General features: G+C 63.9%; 17 protein-coding genes. 4 read left to right on the top strand and 13 right to left on the bottom strand.

Annotated features, from left to right (window positions below; translation table 11 throughout):
* Positions 1-29: 29 nt before the first annotated feature.
* Positions 30-500, top strand: coding sequence for an MgtC/SapB family protein (locus G3574_RS23820; RefSeq protein ID WP_163968037.1), 471 nt, complete (start codon positions 30-32; stop codon positions 498-500).
* Positions 501-513: 13 nt separating this feature from the next.
* Here the strand turns inward: G3574_RS23820 and G3574_RS23815 are convergent, their stop codons facing one another.
* The gene (locus G3574_RS23815) at positions 514-939 is read right to left on the bottom strand and encodes a DUF1810 domain-containing protein (RefSeq protein ID WP_235953591.1); all 426 of its coding nucleotides are present in this window, start codon (positions 937-939) and stop codon (positions 514-516) included.
* A gap of 49 nt (positions 940-988) precedes the next feature.
* On the bottom strand, positions 989-3,355 hold the full coding sequence (locus G3574_RS23810) for a cytochrome P450/oxidoreductase (RefSeq protein WP_163968035.1): 2,367 nt from the start codon (positions 3,353-3,355) through the stop codon (positions 989-991).
* A gap of 221 nt (positions 3,356-3,576) precedes the next feature.
* On the opposite strand from G3574_RS23810, the gene G3574_RS23805 reads away from it, so the two are divergent.
* On the top strand, positions 3,577-4,548 hold the full coding sequence (locus G3574_RS23805) for a Bug family tripartite tricarboxylate transporter substrate binding protein (RefSeq protein WP_163968034.1): 972 nt from the start codon (positions 3,577-3,579) through the stop codon (positions 4,546-4,548).
* Between the two features lie 99 nt (positions 4,549-4,647).
* On the opposite strand, the gene G3574_RS23800 is transcribed toward G3574_RS23805, so the two are convergent.
* From G3574_RS23800 to G3574_RS23755, 10 genes are all read right to left on the bottom strand, one after another.
* A complete protein-coding gene (locus G3574_RS23800; protein WP_163968033.1) occupies positions 4,648-4,938 on the bottom strand; it encodes an HU family DNA-binding protein in 291 nt (96 codons plus the stop codon).
* Positions 4,939-5,034: 96 nt separating this feature from the next.
* Complete coding sequence (locus tag G3574_RS23795; protein WP_163968032.1) at positions 5,035-5,769, bottom strand: glutathione S-transferase family protein; 735 nt, start codon at positions 5,767-5,769, stop codon at positions 5,035-5,037.
* Positions 5,766-6,266, bottom strand: a complete 501-nt coding sequence (locus G3574_RS23790) for a RidA family protein (protein WP_163968031.1) — start codon at positions 6,264-6,266, stop codon at positions 5,766-5,768. The genes G3574_RS23795 and G3574_RS23790 overlap by 4 nt, the downstream gene beginning before the upstream one ends.
* Positions 6,267-6,332: 66 nt before the next feature.
* Positions 6,333-7,784: a right-handed parallel beta-helix repeat-containing protein gene (locus tag G3574_RS23785; RefSeq protein ID WP_163968030.1), complete on the bottom strand. Its 1,452-nt coding sequence runs from the start codon at positions 7,782-7,784 to the stop codon at positions 6,333-6,335.
* A 189-nt stretch (positions 7,785-7,973) separates the two neighbouring features.
* Positions 7,974-10,685 (bottom strand): bifunctional diguanylate cyclase/phosphodiesterase, encoded by a 2,712-nt coding sequence (locus tag G3574_RS23780; protein ID WP_163968029.1) that lies wholly within the window; start codon positions 10,683-10,685, stop codon positions 7,974-7,976.
* 176 nt (positions 10,686-10,861) lie between these two features.
* The gene (locus G3574_RS23775) at positions 10,862-11,830 is read right to left on the bottom strand and encodes a chemotaxis protein (RefSeq protein WP_163968028.1); all 969 of its coding nucleotides are present in this window, start codon (positions 11,828-11,830) and stop codon (positions 10,862-10,864) included.
* A gap of 299 nt (positions 11,831-12,129) precedes the next feature.
* Positions 12,130-12,543, bottom strand: coding sequence for a hypothetical protein (locus G3574_RS23770; protein ID WP_163968027.1), 414 nt, complete (start codon positions 12,541-12,543; stop codon positions 12,130-12,132).
* A gap of 97 nt (positions 12,544-12,640) precedes the next feature.
* Complete coding sequence (locus G3574_RS23765) at positions 12,641-13,147, bottom strand: CinA family protein (RefSeq protein ID WP_163968026.1); 507 nt, start codon at positions 13,145-13,147, stop codon at positions 12,641-12,643.
* An 89-nt stretch (positions 13,148-13,236) separates the two neighbouring features.
* Entirely contained in the window at positions 13,237-13,476 is a 240-nt protein-coding gene (locus G3574_RS23760; RefSeq protein ID WP_163968025.1) for a hypothetical protein, read from the bottom strand.
* 168 nt (positions 13,477-13,644) lie between these two features.
* Positions 13,645-14,052 carry a hypothetical protein gene (locus G3574_RS23755; RefSeq protein WP_163968024.1) on the bottom strand — a complete coding sequence of 136 codons (408 nt, stop codon included), beginning with the start codon at positions 14,050-14,052 and terminating at the stop codon, positions 13,645-13,647.
* Between the two features lie 187 nt (positions 14,053-14,239).
* On the opposite strand from G3574_RS23755, the gene glf reads away from it, so the two are divergent.
* Complete coding sequence (gene glf, locus G3574_RS23750) at positions 14,240-15,394, top strand: UDP-galactopyranose mutase (protein WP_235953590.1); 1,155 nt, start codon at positions 14,240-14,242, stop codon at positions 15,392-15,394.
* Between the two features lie 54 nt (positions 15,395-15,448).
* On the opposite strand, the gene G3574_RS23745 is transcribed toward glf, so the two are convergent.
* Positions 15,449-15,679: a hypothetical protein gene (locus tag G3574_RS23745; RefSeq protein ID WP_163968022.1), complete on the bottom strand. Its 231-nt coding sequence runs from the start codon at positions 15,677-15,679 to the stop codon at positions 15,449-15,451.
* Between the two features lie 331 nt (positions 15,680-16,010).
* Between G3574_RS23745 and G3574_RS23740 the strand changes: the two genes are divergently transcribed.
* The gene (locus G3574_RS23740; RefSeq protein WP_163968021.1) at positions 16,011-17,276 is read left to right on the top strand and encodes an AI-2E family transporter; all 1,266 of its coding nucleotides are present in this window, start codon (positions 16,011-16,013) and stop codon (positions 17,274-17,276) included.
* Positions 17,277-17,293 lie beyond the last annotated feature (17 nt).

Genomic DNA, 17,293 nt, shown 5'->3' with positions numbered 1-17,293 from the left:
TCTCGTCGATGGGTGCAGGAAGGAACGGCATGGCATGGGAAGCGGTCTGGACGGTTGTGCAGGAGGAATTCTCCGACCTTGGCAATGTGGAAGGCGTGGCAAGGGTATGCCTGCGCCTGGTCGTTGCCATGCTGCTCGGCTCCATCCTTGGCTATGAGCGGGAATCGATAGGCGCCGCGGCGGGACTGCGTACCCACATGCTGGTCAGTGTCGGCTCGGCACTGTTCGTCCTAGTCCCCTTGCAGGCGGGAATGCCGGTCAATGATGTGTCGCGCGTGCTGCAAGGCGTCACCGCCGGCATCGGCTTCCTTGGCGCCGGCGCCATCATCAAGATCAAGGAAGATTCCGAGATACGCGGCCTGACCACCGCGGCCAGCATCTGGCTGACTGCCGCGGTTGGCGTCGCCGCCGGCATGGGGCTGGAGGCTACCGCCCTGCTGAGTACCTTGTTCGCCCTTGTCATCCTCACGCTGCTGCGGACCCGCAAGCCTAAGGAATGAGGGCCTGCGCCCGTCACGGACCAAGCAGGGAAAGCGTCCCCGCATCCTTCCTGCCTGAGAAATATTTCGCGAGGCACGCGGCGAACACGGATTCGTCCGCGCCATCCGCAATCGCGAACAGGGTCATCGACGAATGGAATTTCAGGTTATCGGGAGAGCCGAAAATGCTGTCCGCCGTTTCGCCGTCCAGGTCCAGCACCAGTTGCGCGCACTCCCGCAATCGCCCTCCCAGTACCGGATGATCCAGGTAGGCCCGCGCCTCGTCGAGGCTGGCGATCGCATAGGCCCGGGCCATCGCGCTGTGACCGAGTCCCGCGACTTGCGGAAAGATGAACCACATCCAGTGCGAGCGCTTGCGGCCGGCGCGAAGCTCGGCACGCACCTGGTCGATGACGGCATCCTGCGCCGTGAGAAAACGGTCGAGCCGATGGCTTGTCATGATCATGTCCTCCCCGGTCCGGCAATGACGCGGCGAAATTTGAATTGGTTCAAAGGGCAAGTACGAGCCGCTTGCCGCGCGCACGTGAACAGCAGGCCATCATCCTGTCGCCCGCCTCGCGCTCGGCGCGGGTCAGCACCACGTCGCGGTGGTCGATCTCCCCCTCGATGACGGCGACCTCGCAGGATCCGCACAGGCCTTCGCAACAATCGCTCTGCACGTCGATGTTCGCGGCGCGCAGGGTGTCGAGCAGGGTGCTGTCCGCAGGAACGGTCAAGCTGATGCCGGAATCGCGCAGTTCCACGTCGAAGCCATGCTCCTGGCCGGGATCGAGCTTGCCCTGTGCGGCGGCGAAATGCTCGGTGCGAAGGGCATCGTCCGGCCAGCCGGCGCAGCCTGCCTGCAGGGCATCCAGCATCCGCGCCGGTCCGCAGGCATAGATGCGGGCATCCGGTCCCGCGGCCGCGAGCAGGGCAGGGATGTCGAGGCGTCCGCCTTCGTCGCTGGCATGCAGCCGGAGCCGGCCGCCATGCAGGGCGGCGAGCTCGTCGGCGAAGCCCATGGCGTCCCGGGAACGGCCGCAATAGTGCAGGACGTATGGCAGGCCGAGCTCGCGGGCGCGACGGGCCATCGGCATGAGCGGCGTGATGCCGATGCCGCCGCCGATGAAGATCACTTGCCGGACATCGTTCTCGTCGAAACGGAAATGGTTGCGCGGCCCGCGGATCTTGAGGCGCTGTCCCGGCTGCAAGGCCGTGTGGATCCAGCGCGAGCCGCCCCGGCTGGCGGGATCGCGCAGGATGGCGATCTCCAGCCGGCGCGGATCGGCCGGATCGCCGCACAGTGAGTATTGCCGCGAAAGCCCGGTGTCGCCGCATTCGACATCGATGTGGGCGCCCGCCTGCCACCGCGGCACCGGCCGGCCATCCGGCGGAACGAGGCGCAGGCGCACGATGTCGGCCGTGACCGGTTCCACGCTCTCGACCACCACGGGATAGCTCACGGCATGGCGCGAGGTTTCTCCCATGCGTACCGGCGTGCTGCGCTCGAGCAGCGCCGGGTCCGTGCCTTCCGGATTGCGGCTCGGGTCCCATTCCACCCAGAGATGTTCCGGTCCGCGGAAAGAGGTGTTCGGCACGTAGCTGAACGCTTGCTCCCGAAGCCGCATGTGCGGCAGGCGCCTGCTCAGCTCCTCGAGAAAGACCTGCATCTCCATGCGCGCCAGGTTCTTGCCCATGCATTGGTGGGCGCCGTAGCCGAACGTGAGATGATCGCTGGCGTTCTCGCGCAGCAGATCCACCCGGTCGGGATCGTCGAAATGGCGCGGGTCGTGGTTGGCCGACGCCATGACGATGAGCAGCTTGCCCCCGGCGGGAACGTCCACCCCGCCGACGGTGACGTCGCGCGTGGCGATGCGCCGCCACGCCGGCACCGAGCCGTTATGCCGCAGGCACTCCTCGACGGCATTGGGAATCAGTCCCGGATCGTCGCAGACGGCGCGCCATGCCTGGGGGCGCTGCAGCAGGAGCTTGAGGGCATTGGCCGTGGCGTTGGCGGTGGTTTCGTGCGCGGCCACGATCACCGCCATCATCATGGAGTGCAGGTAGGAGTCGGTGATGACGTCAGGGCACTCCGCCTGCATGCGGATGCCGAACTTCATCCAGCCTGGTCCGGACGGGTCCTGGCGCATCTTGTCGAGGATGCGTCCCGCGAGCTGCCAGAAATTGCCGACGGCATGCGCGACCCGGACCTGTTCCTCCGGCTTCGGACGGCCCCAGGTGTTGATGGTATGCGCGATCGAATACTGCCGCAGCATCTGCATGTCTTCCTCGGGCACGCCGAGGAAATGCAGCGCGACGGTCAGCGGCACTTCCCACAGCATCTGGTCGACCAGGTCGGCGCGGCCGTCGTCGATGAAGCGGTCGACATAGGCCCGCGCCAGCTCCCTGACCATGGGCTCGTGTTCCTTGAGCGCCTCCGGCGTGAACGGCGCCATCAGCACGCGCCGGCGCGCCATGTGGGCGGGCTCGTCTTCGTTGACGAGGGTGCGGTTCATCGCATAGCCGTAGGACGCCAGCACCGCGTTGGCTTCCGGACCGGTCGGCGTGATTTTCTCGAGGGCGATCGAGGGGCTGAAGGTGATGTTGTCGCGGAAGATGGCCTTGATGTCCTGGTAGCGCGTCACTACCCAGTAGCCGAGACGGGGGCTGAAGAACACCGGTTCGTCGTCGCGCGACCAGCGCACGTAATCCGGCGGGTCTTGCTGGTAGGCGTCGTCGAAGGGATCGAAGGCGGCGGCGCGCGCACTGATGGGGCAGCCGTTCGGCGCCGCTTTCGCCGCGGCGTCCATGGGGGCCGCGTGGAAGGGGCAGCCGGGCGCGGCCGAGAGATTGCCGGCGTGGTGTTCGCTGGTCATGACTTGTCCTTTCGGGTGGGCGGGAACCGCGACCTGTTTGCGCGCGTCGGCGGGCGAGGTCCCTGTCAACGGCTATCTTGGCATATCCGGTAAGCTTGCGTCATCACCCTGCCGGATCGGTTCGATTCGGATAGGATTGACGGAAAACAAGTGCGCCTTCTTTCCTGCCGCGCAGGGAATCGGGCGCATGGAGAATGAAACCCGAATCCAAGGAGACAACCATGAAGAAGATCATTGCCGCCTGCCTTCTCGCCCTGCCCGCGCTGGCCGCGTCCGGCATCGCCCTCGCCCAGCAGTATCCCAGCAAACCCATCCGCTGGCTGGTGCCGTATCCGGCGGGCGGCGGGTCGGACTTTCTTGCCCGCACCGTCGGACAGGCCATGTCCCAGCAGATGGGCCAGCCGGTCATCATTGAAAACAAGGCCGGCGCCAACACGGCCATCGCTGCCACCGAGACCGCCCGCGCCGCGCCCGATGGCTACACCATCCTGAACGCCGACAACGGCACGATGGTGTTCAACTCGGCGCTGTATTCCAAGCTGTCGTACCAGCCTGAAAAGGACCTGGCCCCGGTCGCGCTCGTCGGCAGGTTCCCGCTGATCCTGGTTGCGGGTCCGGCCGGCGACTTCAAGGACGCCAAGGATTTCATTGCGAAGGCCAAGGCCAGGCCGGGAAGCATTAACTTCGGGTCGGCTGGCGCGGGCAGCCCGCACCACCTCGCCATGGAACTGCTGAAGGTGAATGCCGGCCTGCACATGGTGCATATCGCCTACCGTGGCGCCGCGCCGGCATTGAGCGACCTGGCGGGCGGCCAGATCCCGGTCATGATGGTGGACTACGCCGCCGGCGCCGCCTTCCTGAAGAGCGGCAAGCTGCGCCCCCTCGCCGTGGCGAACGCCAGCCGCCTGCCCCAGTTGCCGGATGTGCCGACCTTCAACGAACTCGGCATCAAGGGCGTGGAAGCGGCGGCGCTGGTGGGCGTCGTCGCGCCTGCCGCGACGCCAGCGGACATCATTGCCACGCTCAACAAGCAGATCGTTGCCGCCGTCAACCAGCCCAATGTCCGGCAGCGGCTGGTGGATTTCGGCGTGGAGCCGGTGGGCAGCACCGCTCAGCAATATGCCGATCTGCTGCGCAGCGAAACCGTCCGCTGGCACAAGGTGATCAAGGACCAGAAGATTTCGTTGGATTGACGGGCTTCGCCTTCCCGCTGGCGAATGTCGGCGGCGCCCATGAAAAAGGCCGAGGATCGCATGATCCTCGGCCTTTGTGTTTGTAAGTCCGGGCGCGAATTACTTTGCGACCTTGACCTTTGCAACCAGTTCCTTCAGTGCGGGAGCGGGCTTGAAGCGGACCGTCTTGCTGGCCTTGATCTTCAGTGCTTCGCCGGTCTGCGGATTGCGGCCGGTACGGGCGGCGCGCTGACCAACGGTGAAGGTTCCCAGGCCCGGGAAGGCGAAGCGGCCTTCCTTCTTGAGGTCAGTACCGACGAAACCGAATACCTGCTCGACGATCGCCTGCGCCTTCACCTTGGAAAGCTCATGCTCGGCCGCGACTTTTTCAATCATCTCTGCTTTATTCATTGATCAAAACTCCTTGTGGAAATGCTCTGCGCGTTGCAGAAAGCGCAGTATATAAAAAGATTGCCTTGTTGTAATTGGCTTTCTTGCGAATCGTTGCTAGCCCGCCATCGCGGCCGTCGTTGCCGGCGCCCCCGCCGGCGCGGGGAAACGGGCCTGCATGCGCGCGACGTAATCGTCCAGCGCGGGGTAGGACTTGCCTTTCCGGCGCAGGGGATTGTCGAAGGCGGGACAAAGGATTCCGGCGGCAAAAGCATAGACGGTGGCGTCCGCGCCGCAGGGATTGCTGCCTCCCAGGTAGTCGTTGCTGCCAAGAAGGGTAACGACGGAATCGATGGCACGCTCCGCCAGTGCAAGCTGCTCTCCGGCGGAATGACGTCCCGCGCCTTGCACCCGCAGGGCCTTGCGGATCTTGCCGCGAGCCAGCGTTTCCACCAGCGGCCTTGCCGGCCAAGGTATCTTGCCGAACAAGAGACCGGAAACCTTGGCGAAATTCGCGTCATCCATCCAGCGCCAGTGGGCGAGTATCCAGTAGAGATGGTCTTCCAGCATCTTCTCGACCGCCCAGGCGCTGGCGCGCTGCGCCGGATCCAGGCCCTCGTCGAAATCGACGCCGTATTTTTCCTCGATGTGCCAGCGGATGAAGGTGGAATCGGCGACGACCTGTCCATGGTCGTCGATGTAGGGCAGCTTGCCTTTGGGCGCCTTCAGGAAACCGGTCGTGTCACAGCGGTAGGGCAGCCCGGCCATGCGGAGCAGCATGTGCGCCTTGGTGACGAAGGGGCTGGGGTCGAGCAGGCCGAATGCCGGGCCGAAGGCGTAAAGCGTGATCATGTCCGGGAAGGGTCCAGGTGAGGATGAATCGCCGCGATGAGATCGATTTCGACGGACGCATTCTTGGGCAGCGTGAAGACGCCGACCGAGGTCCGGCTATGCGCGCCGGCATCGCCAAGCACAGCCCGCAGCAGGTCGGACGCCCCGTCCGCCACCTCGCTTTGCCGGGTGAAGTCCATGCCGGATTGCACGAACACCGTGATGCGCAACACCTGCCGGACGGCATCGAGCGAACCGCAGGCCTGCCTGAGCACCGCCAGCGCACGCATGGCGCACACCTTGGCGGCACGCCTCGCGTCGTCGAGCGTGACGTCGACGCCAACCCGGCCGGTCACCACCACCTCGTCGCCCACGCGCGGGATCTGGCCGCTCACGTAGGCCTCGTCGCCATGAATGATCACCGAAGCATAGTTGCCGCCGATACGGATTTCCCCATCGAAGCCGTAGCCAAGCTCGGCGGCGGCTTGCTGGAATAAAGCCTCTCTGGAAAGCGGCATGGGAGTGCTCCGTTCAGGTACCGGGTCGGAATTGTCTGGCATGCTGCCAGAGGCAGGGAGACGATGTCAATCCGGACGAGTGCCTTGCGGCGGGCGCGGTGACTTGAGGCATCCGGCAACGTCGTTGAAAGCGCCGATCACGCGCATGCCGCCATCCCTGGCCTTGTCTTCGCCATTGACGCACAGGTCGGGGATGCCGTCGGCTGCGCGCTCCCGTGGCCTGGAACGCCAGGACAGGTCGGCCGCTCCCGCATCGGCAAACAGCTGCCGTACGGGATGCAGCCCGGCGTACAGTTGCGGCATATGCGTTTCGATATTGTCGGCGGCGTGGACGATCCCGTCGTCCCGGCTGACGATCGCACCGTCCACCAGGTTGCCGGTCAGGTAGACCGCGCTCTCGGGAAAGCGCACCTGAATGCCGGCCGTATCGAGAAGCGTGTTGTGCTGCAGCCGGATTCCGGCGGCACGATTGACATAGATGCCGGCGTCGGAACACCGCGCGACCAGGTTGGCAGCCATGCTGCTCTGCTCTTGTTCGGTGAGGCAACGGCCGTCGCGGCAATAGGCCGGCGCGGTGCCGCCGCCGCCGAAGGACAGGCCGATCCGCCGCCCGCCCGAGGGCTCGGCGCCGGTTTCGCAAAGGATCAGGTTGCGGTCGATGCGGTTGCGGTCGCCCGCGCCCTTGGCGAAGATGCCGTAGCTGACCATGTCGCCGCCCGCCTTGATGAAATTGGCGATCAGGTTGCCCTGCACACGCCAGTGACTGGCCGCCACGAGGTCGATGGGAGTGACCGCGCCGTCGGTCTGGCGCGGCTGCCGGTTGCGCAGGGTATTCGAATCGATCAATCCATGATCGGGAAAGCGGCCGCCGGCGCCATTGACCTTGACGTGCGCGTTGAAGTCTTCGAGCACCGAATTGGCCAGCATGAAGTGCCGGGCATCGCCGGCCACGTGAAAGGCATGCTCGCATGCGGCCTGGGGTTCGCAGGCGCCCCGCATTTCAAGATTCAGGAAACGCCAGTGCGGCGCGCTGACGAGCACGCCCTCCTCGACGCGCACCTCGAACCGCGCATCGTGCAGCCGTTCGGCGCGCACGGTGATGGGACGTTCCGGCAGCCCGGGACGCGAAGCGTTCAGGCTCGACGCAATGACATAGCTGCCCGGAAGGAGGACGATGTCATCCCCGGGTTGGGCCGTATCCATGGCTTGCCGCAGCTGCTCCGTGCCGGACACTTCCCGCCGCGTGCCGGAAGCAGGCAATTCCTTTCCCTGCTGGGCGCCGAGCGTCCAGTTCTCCGTCGCGAACCCGCCGCCGAGGCGCTCGTCGACGCTTTCCATCATGCGATGCAGGAAGACGCCGACGCGCTCCAGCATCGGATGATGGCCGGACATTCGCTGCTCGAGAACCGGCCCCAGCAAGCGCGGCCCGACCGGCAGCCGGCTGGTGACGAGCACGAAGGCGGCAACGCAGACCAGGACGAGGGCGAGCAGGCCGCCCAGCACGACGGCGACCCGCACGATGCCCCTGCCTGACTTTCGCCTCCGGCCGCGGCGAAGCCTGCCATCTGTTGAAGGAGACGTCTGGAGTGCGCTGTGGCTCATGGCATGGCGGTTGGCTCAAGGAATCGAGCACCTATCATGACTTAGCGCAAACCAGCCAACTTGTGCAAAGTCAATATTATGGCCGTGCCGGACGGCCGCCCGCCCTCATGCCGCGAGCCGGATCCGCCGCTCGATGAGGGGCGGCACCTCGTTCGCCGGCACGGGCCGCGACACATAGTAACCCTGGATCTCGTCGCATCCGAGACGCTTCAGTATCCTGGCCTGCTCCAGGGTTTCCACCCCTTCCGCGACCACGCGCATGCCGAGCGCATGCGCCATGGTGACGATGGCGGTGAACAGGATTTCCCCTTCCTTGGACCGGCCCAGTTCGGAGGTGAAGGCGCGGTCGATCTTCAGGCCATCCATGTCCAGGCGCTGCAATTGCGACAACGAGGAATAGCCGGTGCCGAAGTCGTCGACCAGGAGCTTCACGCCGAGCGTCTGCAGGGCGTCCATTTCCTGGGAAATGTCTTCGGTCTCGCCCATCATCGAATTTTCCGTGACCTCGATTTCCACCATCTCCGGCAGAACGTGATGGCGGTTCAGGGATGCCTCGAGCACCCGCTTGACGCTGCCTTCCTGGAACTGGCGCGGCGAGACGTTGATCGATACCGGCACGCATTTCTGGTTGGCCTCGGCCCAGCTCGCGAGCTGGGCGCACACCTTTTCGATCGCTGTCCGGCCCAGGCTGTGGATGAGGCCGGTCTCTTCCGCGATGTGGATGAAGCGCAGCGGCTCCATCAGGCCTTCTTCCGGATGATTCCAGCGCACCAGCGCTTCCAGGCCGCAGACCCGCCCGGTTTCCACGTCCACGCGCGGCTGGTAGTGGATCACGAACTGGTCGGACTCGACCGCCTCGCGCAGCATGCGCTCGGTGCGCAGGCGGCTGCGCAGGTCGTCGTAGAAGGCCGGATCGTAGAAACGGAACTGCCCCTTGCCGCTCTGCTTGGCCGAGTACATCGCGACGTCGGCATTCTGCAGCAAGGTCTTGGCATCCGCGCCATCCTTGGGAAACAGGCTCACGCCCACCGAGACGCCGACCGCGTGCACGCCCTGGCTGAGCTTGAACTTTTCGCTGAACAACTCGACCACGCGCTGCGCTACCTGGGCGGCCTCGGTGTCGTGCCGCAGCCGCTGCATCATGATGAGGAACTCATCGCCGCCGAGGCGCACCGCCTTGTCCTGCGGACGAATGATGGACTTGAGGCGGGAAGCGGCGATGCGCAGCAATTCATCGCCGGCGGCGTGGCCCATGGTGTCGTTGACTGCCTTGAAACCGTCGATGTCGATGTAGAGCAGCGCCATCATTTCGTCTTGCCTGCCGCTTTCCTCCAGCGCCCGCGGCAGGAAACCATGAAGCCAATGGCGGTTGTGCAGCGCGGTCAGCGCGTCCTCGTGCCCGCGCCGCTCCAGCTCGTCGATATGCTGCTTGGTCTGCGTAATGTCGCGCACCGTGACCGCCAGGCTCCTGCCGGAACGCACCAGACGGCGGTGCGCCCACCGCGCATGGATGACACTGCCTTTCGGCACCTCGTAGTCGTCTTCGTACACGCCGTCCTGCATGGCGCGCAGGAAAGTCACCATCGCCGGCTTGAAATGCCGCGGCGCATACATGGCGGATACCCGCAAACCGAGCAGGTCGGCGCGTTCGCGCCCCACCAGCTGCGCGCCGCGCTCGTTGCAGTCGACGGTCTCGAAATCCACGATGTTGCCGTCGGCATCGTCGATGGCTTCGAGGATGTAGAAGGCGTCGCTCGCGGTTTCGGTGGCAAGGCGGTAGGCGTCGTTCACCGTGCGGGCGTGATGGCGGATGTGGGCAAGCCGGGCCGCGGATACGGTGGCATAGGCGGTGATCACGGCGGCGATCAGGGTGGCCAGCACCGCGAGGCGTATCGACGAGGCACGCGCTTCCTCGTAGGGCAGTAGCTGGTCGTATTCGTCGCGCCCGACCACCGCCAGCATGTCGGGTTGGCCGGGAACGGCATTCCAGCTGACGAACCGGACGCGGTTGTCGGTAAACCAGCTGCCATTGAGCTTGATGCTGCCGGAGTGCGATTTGACGGCGGGCATCTGGCGCAGCACGTGGAACCCCGGCGACTCGACCGCCTTGCCGATGCGCGACACGCGGATCGTTCCTTCCGTGCCGACCGCCGCGAGCATGTCATCGACAGTGAGCGGCCCCGCCTCGAAGGACAAGGCGAAGTATTCCGGGCTGACCGACACCACGACCACGCCGTTGAAGCTGCCGGCGCGGTCCGTGAGCTTGCGGGAAAACTGGATGACGGTCTTTCCGGAGAGGCGCCCGACCACGGGTTCGCTGATGAAAAGGGAATCGTCCTTGCGTTCGAGGTGAGCCTTGAAATGGTCGCGGTCCGCCACGTTCACGCTGCGGTCGATGGGCTGGGTGCTGGTCAGCGGCCGCCCTTCCTTGTCGACGACAGAGACGAGCACCAGTTCCGAGGCGGGGAACAAGCCTTCCTGGCGCATGTTCTCCAGGGACAGCGTGTTGCCGGCGGCATTCCAGGCAAACTTGACGAAGAGGGCGACCTGGTCGATGGCGTCGATGGAACGGGCCAGGTGGTCGGCGTAGGCTTGCGCCAGCGTGGCGCTTTCCTTGAGGGCGAAGCGTTCGATGTCGCGGCGTTCGTCTTCCAGGCGGATGAGCAGCAGCGCCCAGCCCAGCACGGCGAGGACGAGAAAGCCCAATGGCCACGACAGGAGTTCGCGCCAGGTGCCTTCGAGAAAACCGAGGCGTCTTTTCAGCCAGCGGTGCTTGTCCCGCAGCAGCATGCGTGCCGGCGGCAAGGTGAATGCCAATCGTCCCCCCGTTCGTCATCGGCAGGAAAATGGCTTGCCCTGGTGGCCGAGCGTAGACATCGGCTGCATTCCTGCCGCACGTTTGACCGTGCACCCCGCGTTTGGTTTATTGCACGCCTTGCCGGATTGCATGCCGGCGAGGCGTGGGGTACGGCGGCAGGAACGGGGCTCAGGCCTCAGGCCGGCGCGCCGCTGACGATCCGGCGGATGATGCCGGTCAGTTCTTCCGCATTGAACTTGGCGACGTAGCCATTGGCACCGACGCTCTTCACATGCTGTTCGTTGGTCGAACCGGAAAGGGAGGAATGGATGACCACCGGAATGGACTGGAAACGCGGATCGCCCTTGATGTTGCGGGTGAGGGTGAATCCATCCATTTCCGGCATTTCGAGGTCGGACAGGACCATCGCCACCTTGTCGCGCACCGTCCTGCCTTCCTTCGCGGCTTCTTCCGCGATGTCGTGCAGGCGTTCCCAGGCTTCCTTCCCGGACTTGGTCATGACGTATTTCGCGCCGATGGCCTGCAGGCTCTGTTCGATCAGCATCCGCGCCGAAGCGGAGTCGTCGGCGGCGAGGATGAAGCTGTCGTCGCTCAGGCTGACCTGCGGCCCGACCTTTTCGGGGCTCACGTCCTCGTCCTTCGGCGGCAGCACCGAACGCAGGATCTGTTCCACGTCCAGCACCTGGGCGAGACGGGTATTGTGGACGTCGGTATCGAGCTGGGCGATGCTCGTCACCGTGCCGTTGCCCGCGGCGGCGCCGACGGCCGGCCGGACCTGGCTCCATTCAAGGCGCACGATCTCGTCCACCGCTTCCACGGCGAACGCCTGGGTGGTACGCGCGTATTCGGTGATCAGGAGAATGTTGAGGCCGGTGGCCGGCGTGCAGCCGAGCACCGACGGCAGGTCGATGACGGTGATGATCTGGCCGCGGACATTGACCACGCCAAGCACGTGGGGCGGCGAGTTCGCGATGGAATTGATGGTCGGCATGGCGACGATCTCGCGCAGCTTGAAGACGTTGATGCCATAGAGGTCGCTATGGTCGGCGCCCGCCGCCCTGCCAAGGCGGAAAAGCATCAATTCGAACTTGTTGTTCGCCGTTAGGGCGGTCCGTTCGTCGATTTCCTGCTGGACTGACTTCATTGCTCTCTCCCTGGATCTTGGCATGGATGAATGCGCAGATGGCTTTCGGCGCAAGCTGCGGCACAAAGGCGATGTGTCCCGGTGCGGCCTTCGGGAAGGCGCACGAGGACGATGTTGTTGTATTGCCTTTTGTCTGCGAAGAAATATTAGTCGCTGGGGCCGAATAAGGCATCCTGAATTTCAGGATAGTCACGAGAGCTCGTTGCCATTGAACAACAAGCGTTCCCTTGAACCGGGAAACGCTTGCGCATGGGGCGGGCCTGCTGTAGCGCCCGGTGCCTCCGGGGGTTTCCGCAAGCCTACTGCCAGCCTTTCTTCATGCGGAAATCATGGGCAAGGACGAGGCGGGTCCGGGCGATCAATGGATCGAGCCCGAGCACGAGCTGGGTGAGGCGGTCGCCCGGCAGCGTCCAGATGCGGCCGGCGGGCGCCGCGACGCCCGTGGCGGCGGTGAGCAGCGGCGTGACCCAGTCCGCTTCCTCGGTCACGTCAAGCACGACGTTACCCTCCGCATCGGTATGCAGGTAGATGTCGCCGCCGTGCCCTAGGCTGAAGCAAATGCCATAACCCGTCAGCCGCGGATTGACCACGACCCGCCGCAAGTCGCGGTTGTAGCTGTCTATCCATGCCTCGACGTCGTAGGTCGTTCCCAGCGAGATCCATGGCTTCTCGGACAATTCGACGGGTTCTTCGCTGTCATGCTCGTGCATCATTGCATTCCTGGAAAAGCAGATGCCCGACACTCTAGAGCATTTTCAGCATAGGCGTGGCCGGCCATTCAGCCTTCCCGCCGAGGCGGGTGGCCGCGCGCTACTTGCCGGAGCCGGTCAGCTCGTTGTGATAATGCCAGATGCGGCTGATGGCGTAGTCGGCACTCTGCTTGCGGATTTCGTTGCGCTCGCCATCGAACTTCCGGGTTTCGGTGAAGGTTCTCACGTCGGTGTCGCCGATCTGGAACGACCAGCCGAAACATACCGTGCCGACGGGAATGTCGCTGTCGCCGTTCGATGGCCCGGCCAGTCCGGTGTCCGACAAGGCAAGGTTGGCGTGGCTGATACGAAGGGCTCCTTCCGCCATTTCACGCGCGACCTCTTCGCTGGTCAGGTTGCAGCGGTCGATGGTTTCCTTGCTGACGCCGAGCACGCCAACCTTGGCGTCGACAGAATAAGTGACGAAGGCGCATTCCAGGATGGGCCCCACGCCGGGCTGTTCGGCCAGGGTCGACGCGATCAGGCCGGCGGTGCAGGATTCCGCGGTGACGACCTTTAGCCCGTTGTCCCTCAGGTAGCGCAAGACGCTGTCGAGCTGATGATTCATGTCATGGTTCCGATATCGGGCAATGCCGCATTGCATTGCCATCCCGACCACTAGGACAGGCCCGCGCCGGCCAGGTTCTTCGAAACATCTTACTCCGCACGCAACTCGCCGCCGGGACGGGAACGCCCCGCGCGCATCAGCGCGGCCTGCTCTCGCTCGAAGTCGAAGGCACAATCGCTGTCGCAGAATTTCTGCAAGGGGGGCAAAGGTTCGTCGCAGAACCAGCAGGCGCCCTTGGCGGGCATGCTGGGCTGGCGGCGGCATGCCTCGATCGCCGCGAGGCGGTCGAGTTCGATGTTTTCTTCTGCGATGTCTGCGTCGTCGCTCATGGTTTTCTCCTACCGTATGGCCGTTGATGGAACTCACTATAAGCGTGGCTCCGTTGCCGGGGAATCGGAATGTACCCCTTCAACGCGTAGGAAAACCGGAAAAACAAAGCACTCTTAAAGCGAGTCAAAAAATCGGTGCGGCAACTTGCGCAGAAAGAAACCCTCGCGTCAGCCGGGGATCCATCTCAGGGTAAGGATGGTGCAATCCTCGTCCACGAACCAGCGATGGTAAACGCCCTCGCCCCAAGCGGAGAACTGGCCTTGCTTCTCCAGCACGTGCTCGACTACCTGCCCTTCCGGAAAGCCGGGCTCGGGAGAAAACTGCAGGCGGAAACGGCCGGTCTCGCTCACCAGGAAGGAAATCGTCCTGCCCTCGCTGACGGGCTTGCCGCTGCCCAGCGGGTCGCCCTTGACGTGGCGCATCCATTTCACGCACAAGGACCGGGCGCACGCATCCTGCGGCATGTAGCGCAAGGCAGGTCCCGTCGCGGCGTCCTGCAGCCAGGGGCCGAAGCCGACCAGCCAGCCCGTGCCATTTGTCTCGACGTTGCCGGCGTCGTTGAACTCGATGTCCATCTCTAACTCCTCATGTCCATGCGCATGTCCTGACGTGCGCTTTAGCTGCGACAAACAGTACGCCCTAACTTCCACGCGTTTCCTGCTTCGCCTCAAGCGCACGCCAGGACATGCGGCATAGACTTGAGCAACAAGCTGCGCCTGCGCCGGGCGGCGCATGGCAACCGTCCATCATGAAAGGTTCAGATTGAAAAAGAGAATTGGAATCGTTGGCGCCGGATTTTCCGGCGCGGTCATCGCGCACGAACTGGCGCAACGGGATTACCGCATCGATATCTTTGAATCGCGCTCGCATGTCGCCGGCAACTGCCATTCGGAGCGCGACGCCGAAACGGGCGTGATGGTACATGTGTACGGACCGCACATCTTCCACACGAGCAACGAGAGGGTCTGGGAATACGTCCAGCGCTTCGATGAATTCATGCCCTTTGTCAACCGCGTCAAGGCCATCACGAAGGGACGGGTCTTTTCATTGCCCGTCAACCTGCTGACCATCAACCAGTTTTTCGGCAAGACCTTCAACCCGCGCGAAGCCGAGGAATTCATGGCATCGATCGGCGACCAGAGCATCACCGATCCGCAGACCTTCGAGGAGCAGGCGCTGCGCTTCGTCGGGCGCGACCTGTATGAGGCATTCTTCAAGGGCTACACCACCAAGCAGTGGGGCATGCATCCTTCCGAGCTGCCCGCCAGCATCCTGCGCCGGCTGCCGGTGCGCTTCAACTACGATGACAACTACTACCCCAGCAAGTACCAGGGCATGCCGAAGAATGGCTATACCTACATCGTCGAGAAGATGCTGGATCATCCGGCCATCAAGGTTCACCTGAACACCAGCTTCGAGCGCAGCATGGCGGCGGACTATGATCACCTTTTCTACAGCGGCCCGATCGATACCTGGTTCAACCACAGCCAGGGAAGGCTGGGATACCGCACCCTCGATTTCGAGACCGAAAGACACGTCGGCGATTACCAGGGCAATCCGGTGATCAACTATTGCGACGAGGATGTGCCCTGGACGCGCATCTCGGAGCACAAGCACTTCTCGCCATGGGAGACCCACGAAAGGTCATTGATCTACAAGGAGTACAGCCGGTTCTGCGAAGAGACGGACATTCCCTACTATCCGATCCGCCTTGCGAAGGAGAAGACCCAGCTAAAGCAATACGTCGAACTGGCCTCCGCGGAACGCGACACGACATTCATCGGCCGCCTTGGGACATATCGTTACCTCGACATGCATATCACGATCGCCGAGGCGCTGGACGTCGCCGATCGTTTCCTGGCATGCGAGGCGGGTGGGGAAGAGATGCCGGCATTCATGGTCAATCCGCTGGGCTGAGCCCGCGCCGAAGGAACGGGGCCGCCGGCATCCATCCCCTGGCGCCCCATGTCTTCAGCAGCGGCCGTCGATGCCGAGCGGAGAAGTCTGCAGACCGCCTTCCTTGGCGAGGTCGGAGCGATGCAGCGCGGCACGTGTCCGCAAGTCGTAGATCTTTGCGCCGTTGCTTTCGCGCGGCAAATGCATCACGCCGTCGCTGGTCATCGCATTCAGCGCGGGAAGAGTTTCCTCGTTCCTGGCAGGCTTGGTCGCGGGGCGCAGAACGAAGATTTGGCAGGTATCCATCACGGGTCTCTTTAACTATGGAAATTTCAGTATAGGAGCCAAGGCAAGGAATTGCTGTGACATTTTGTACGTTCTTGTGTCTATCCCTTTAGCAGGACGGATGGAAAGGTTCGCGCAATCCGATTCCTGCCTTGCCATCAAACGCATCATTGCCGCGGCCGGCTGACGGCCCCGAAGGCAGACCTGCCATGCGGCGCAACGCCGCGTGGGACAAGGCTGAAGTCAGAAAGCAGAAAGCGTCCCGTCGCGGGCAATGACCCGAAGCAAGACGAAATTCATGCGAACGCGCATTTCCCCCGCGCCTTCGAGACCATAGGAGAACCGGCAAACCATGCAAGCACAACCCTCCGCGGGCAAGGCATCCTCGCAGGACGCGCCAGCCACCATGAAGGTGGAGATTTCCATTGCCAGCATGATATGGATGGTGCTGGTGCTGGTAGGCGTGTGGACGCTCGTCAAGCTGGTGCCGGTGATCCTTGTCCTCGTGACCGCGCTGTTCCTGGTGGGAACATTCAGTCCGGTGGTGGAAGCGCTGGAGCAGAAGGGATTGAAGCGGTTCGGCGCCATTGCGGTCGTCTTTACCTTGCTGTTCGTCAGCATCCTGCTGCTGTCGTTCCTGACGGTTCCCGCCTTCATGGCCCAGGTCAAGAGCCTGGTGGCGCACGAGCCTGCCTTGCGCAACCACCTTGCCGACATGCTTGCGGGAGTCCCACTGGCCTCGGCGCTGTCCGACACCTTGCGCAACGTGCGCTACGATTCCCTGATCAGCTCGTCGGCGGCGACGGTGGTGGCGGTGTCGACGCGCGTGCTTCAATTCGTGGCCTACGCCGCGGGCGCCATCTTCCTGGCGCTGTACATCATGATCGACCGCGACCGCCTGCGGGGCGCGATGTTCGCCGTCGTGCCGCGCGCCCACCATATCCGCCTGTCCCGCATCATCCTGAACCTGCAGACCATCGTCGGCGGCTACATCCGGGGACAGCTCATCACGACGTTCATGATGACGGTGTTCCTATTCTTCGTGCTGAAGTTCGCCGGGGTCCCCAACGCCCTGGCCCTGGCGGTGTTCGGCGGCCTGGCCGACATGCTGCCCTTCATCGGCGCCTTCCTCACGATGGGTCCCGCGGTCGCGGCGGCCTTCACCGTCAGCCCGATGACCGCATTCGTCGTGTTCGTAATCCTTCTCTCCTACGAAGAATTCGAAAGCCGCATCATCATCCCGCTGGTGTATGGCAGGGCCCTGCGTCTGCCTTCATCGGTCATCCTGTTCGCCCTCATCACAGGCGGCACGCTCATGGGCATCGTCGGCGCCCTGCTCGCGCTGCCGGTGGCGGCTGCCGCGTTGATGCTGATCGATGAATTGCAGGTCGACCTTCCCGGCGAAGCGGAGATGGAAGAGGACCGCCACATCAGGCGCAGCGAACGCGAGTACGAGCGGAGGACCGAGGGAGTGCCGGCGGAAGAAGCGGCGGCGCTGGCCTTGAAGATCGCGAACATCCAGAAGCGGCGCGAGGCGGAACAGGAAAAGCGCGATCAGGAAAAGCGTGAGCAGGAAAGCGCCCCGGACACCAGGAACGACAAGGAAGACAAGGCCTGAGCCGGGACTAAGTCCGC

Source organism: Noviherbaspirillum galbum (genome assembly GCF_010974945.1).
GTDB lineage: Bacteria > Pseudomonadota > Gammaproteobacteria > Burkholderiales > Burkholderiaceae_D > Noviherbaspirillum > Noviherbaspirillum galbum.
The sequence above is the reverse complement of the archived record's forward strand: the minus strand, read 5'-3'. Positions and strand labels throughout refer to the sequence as shown.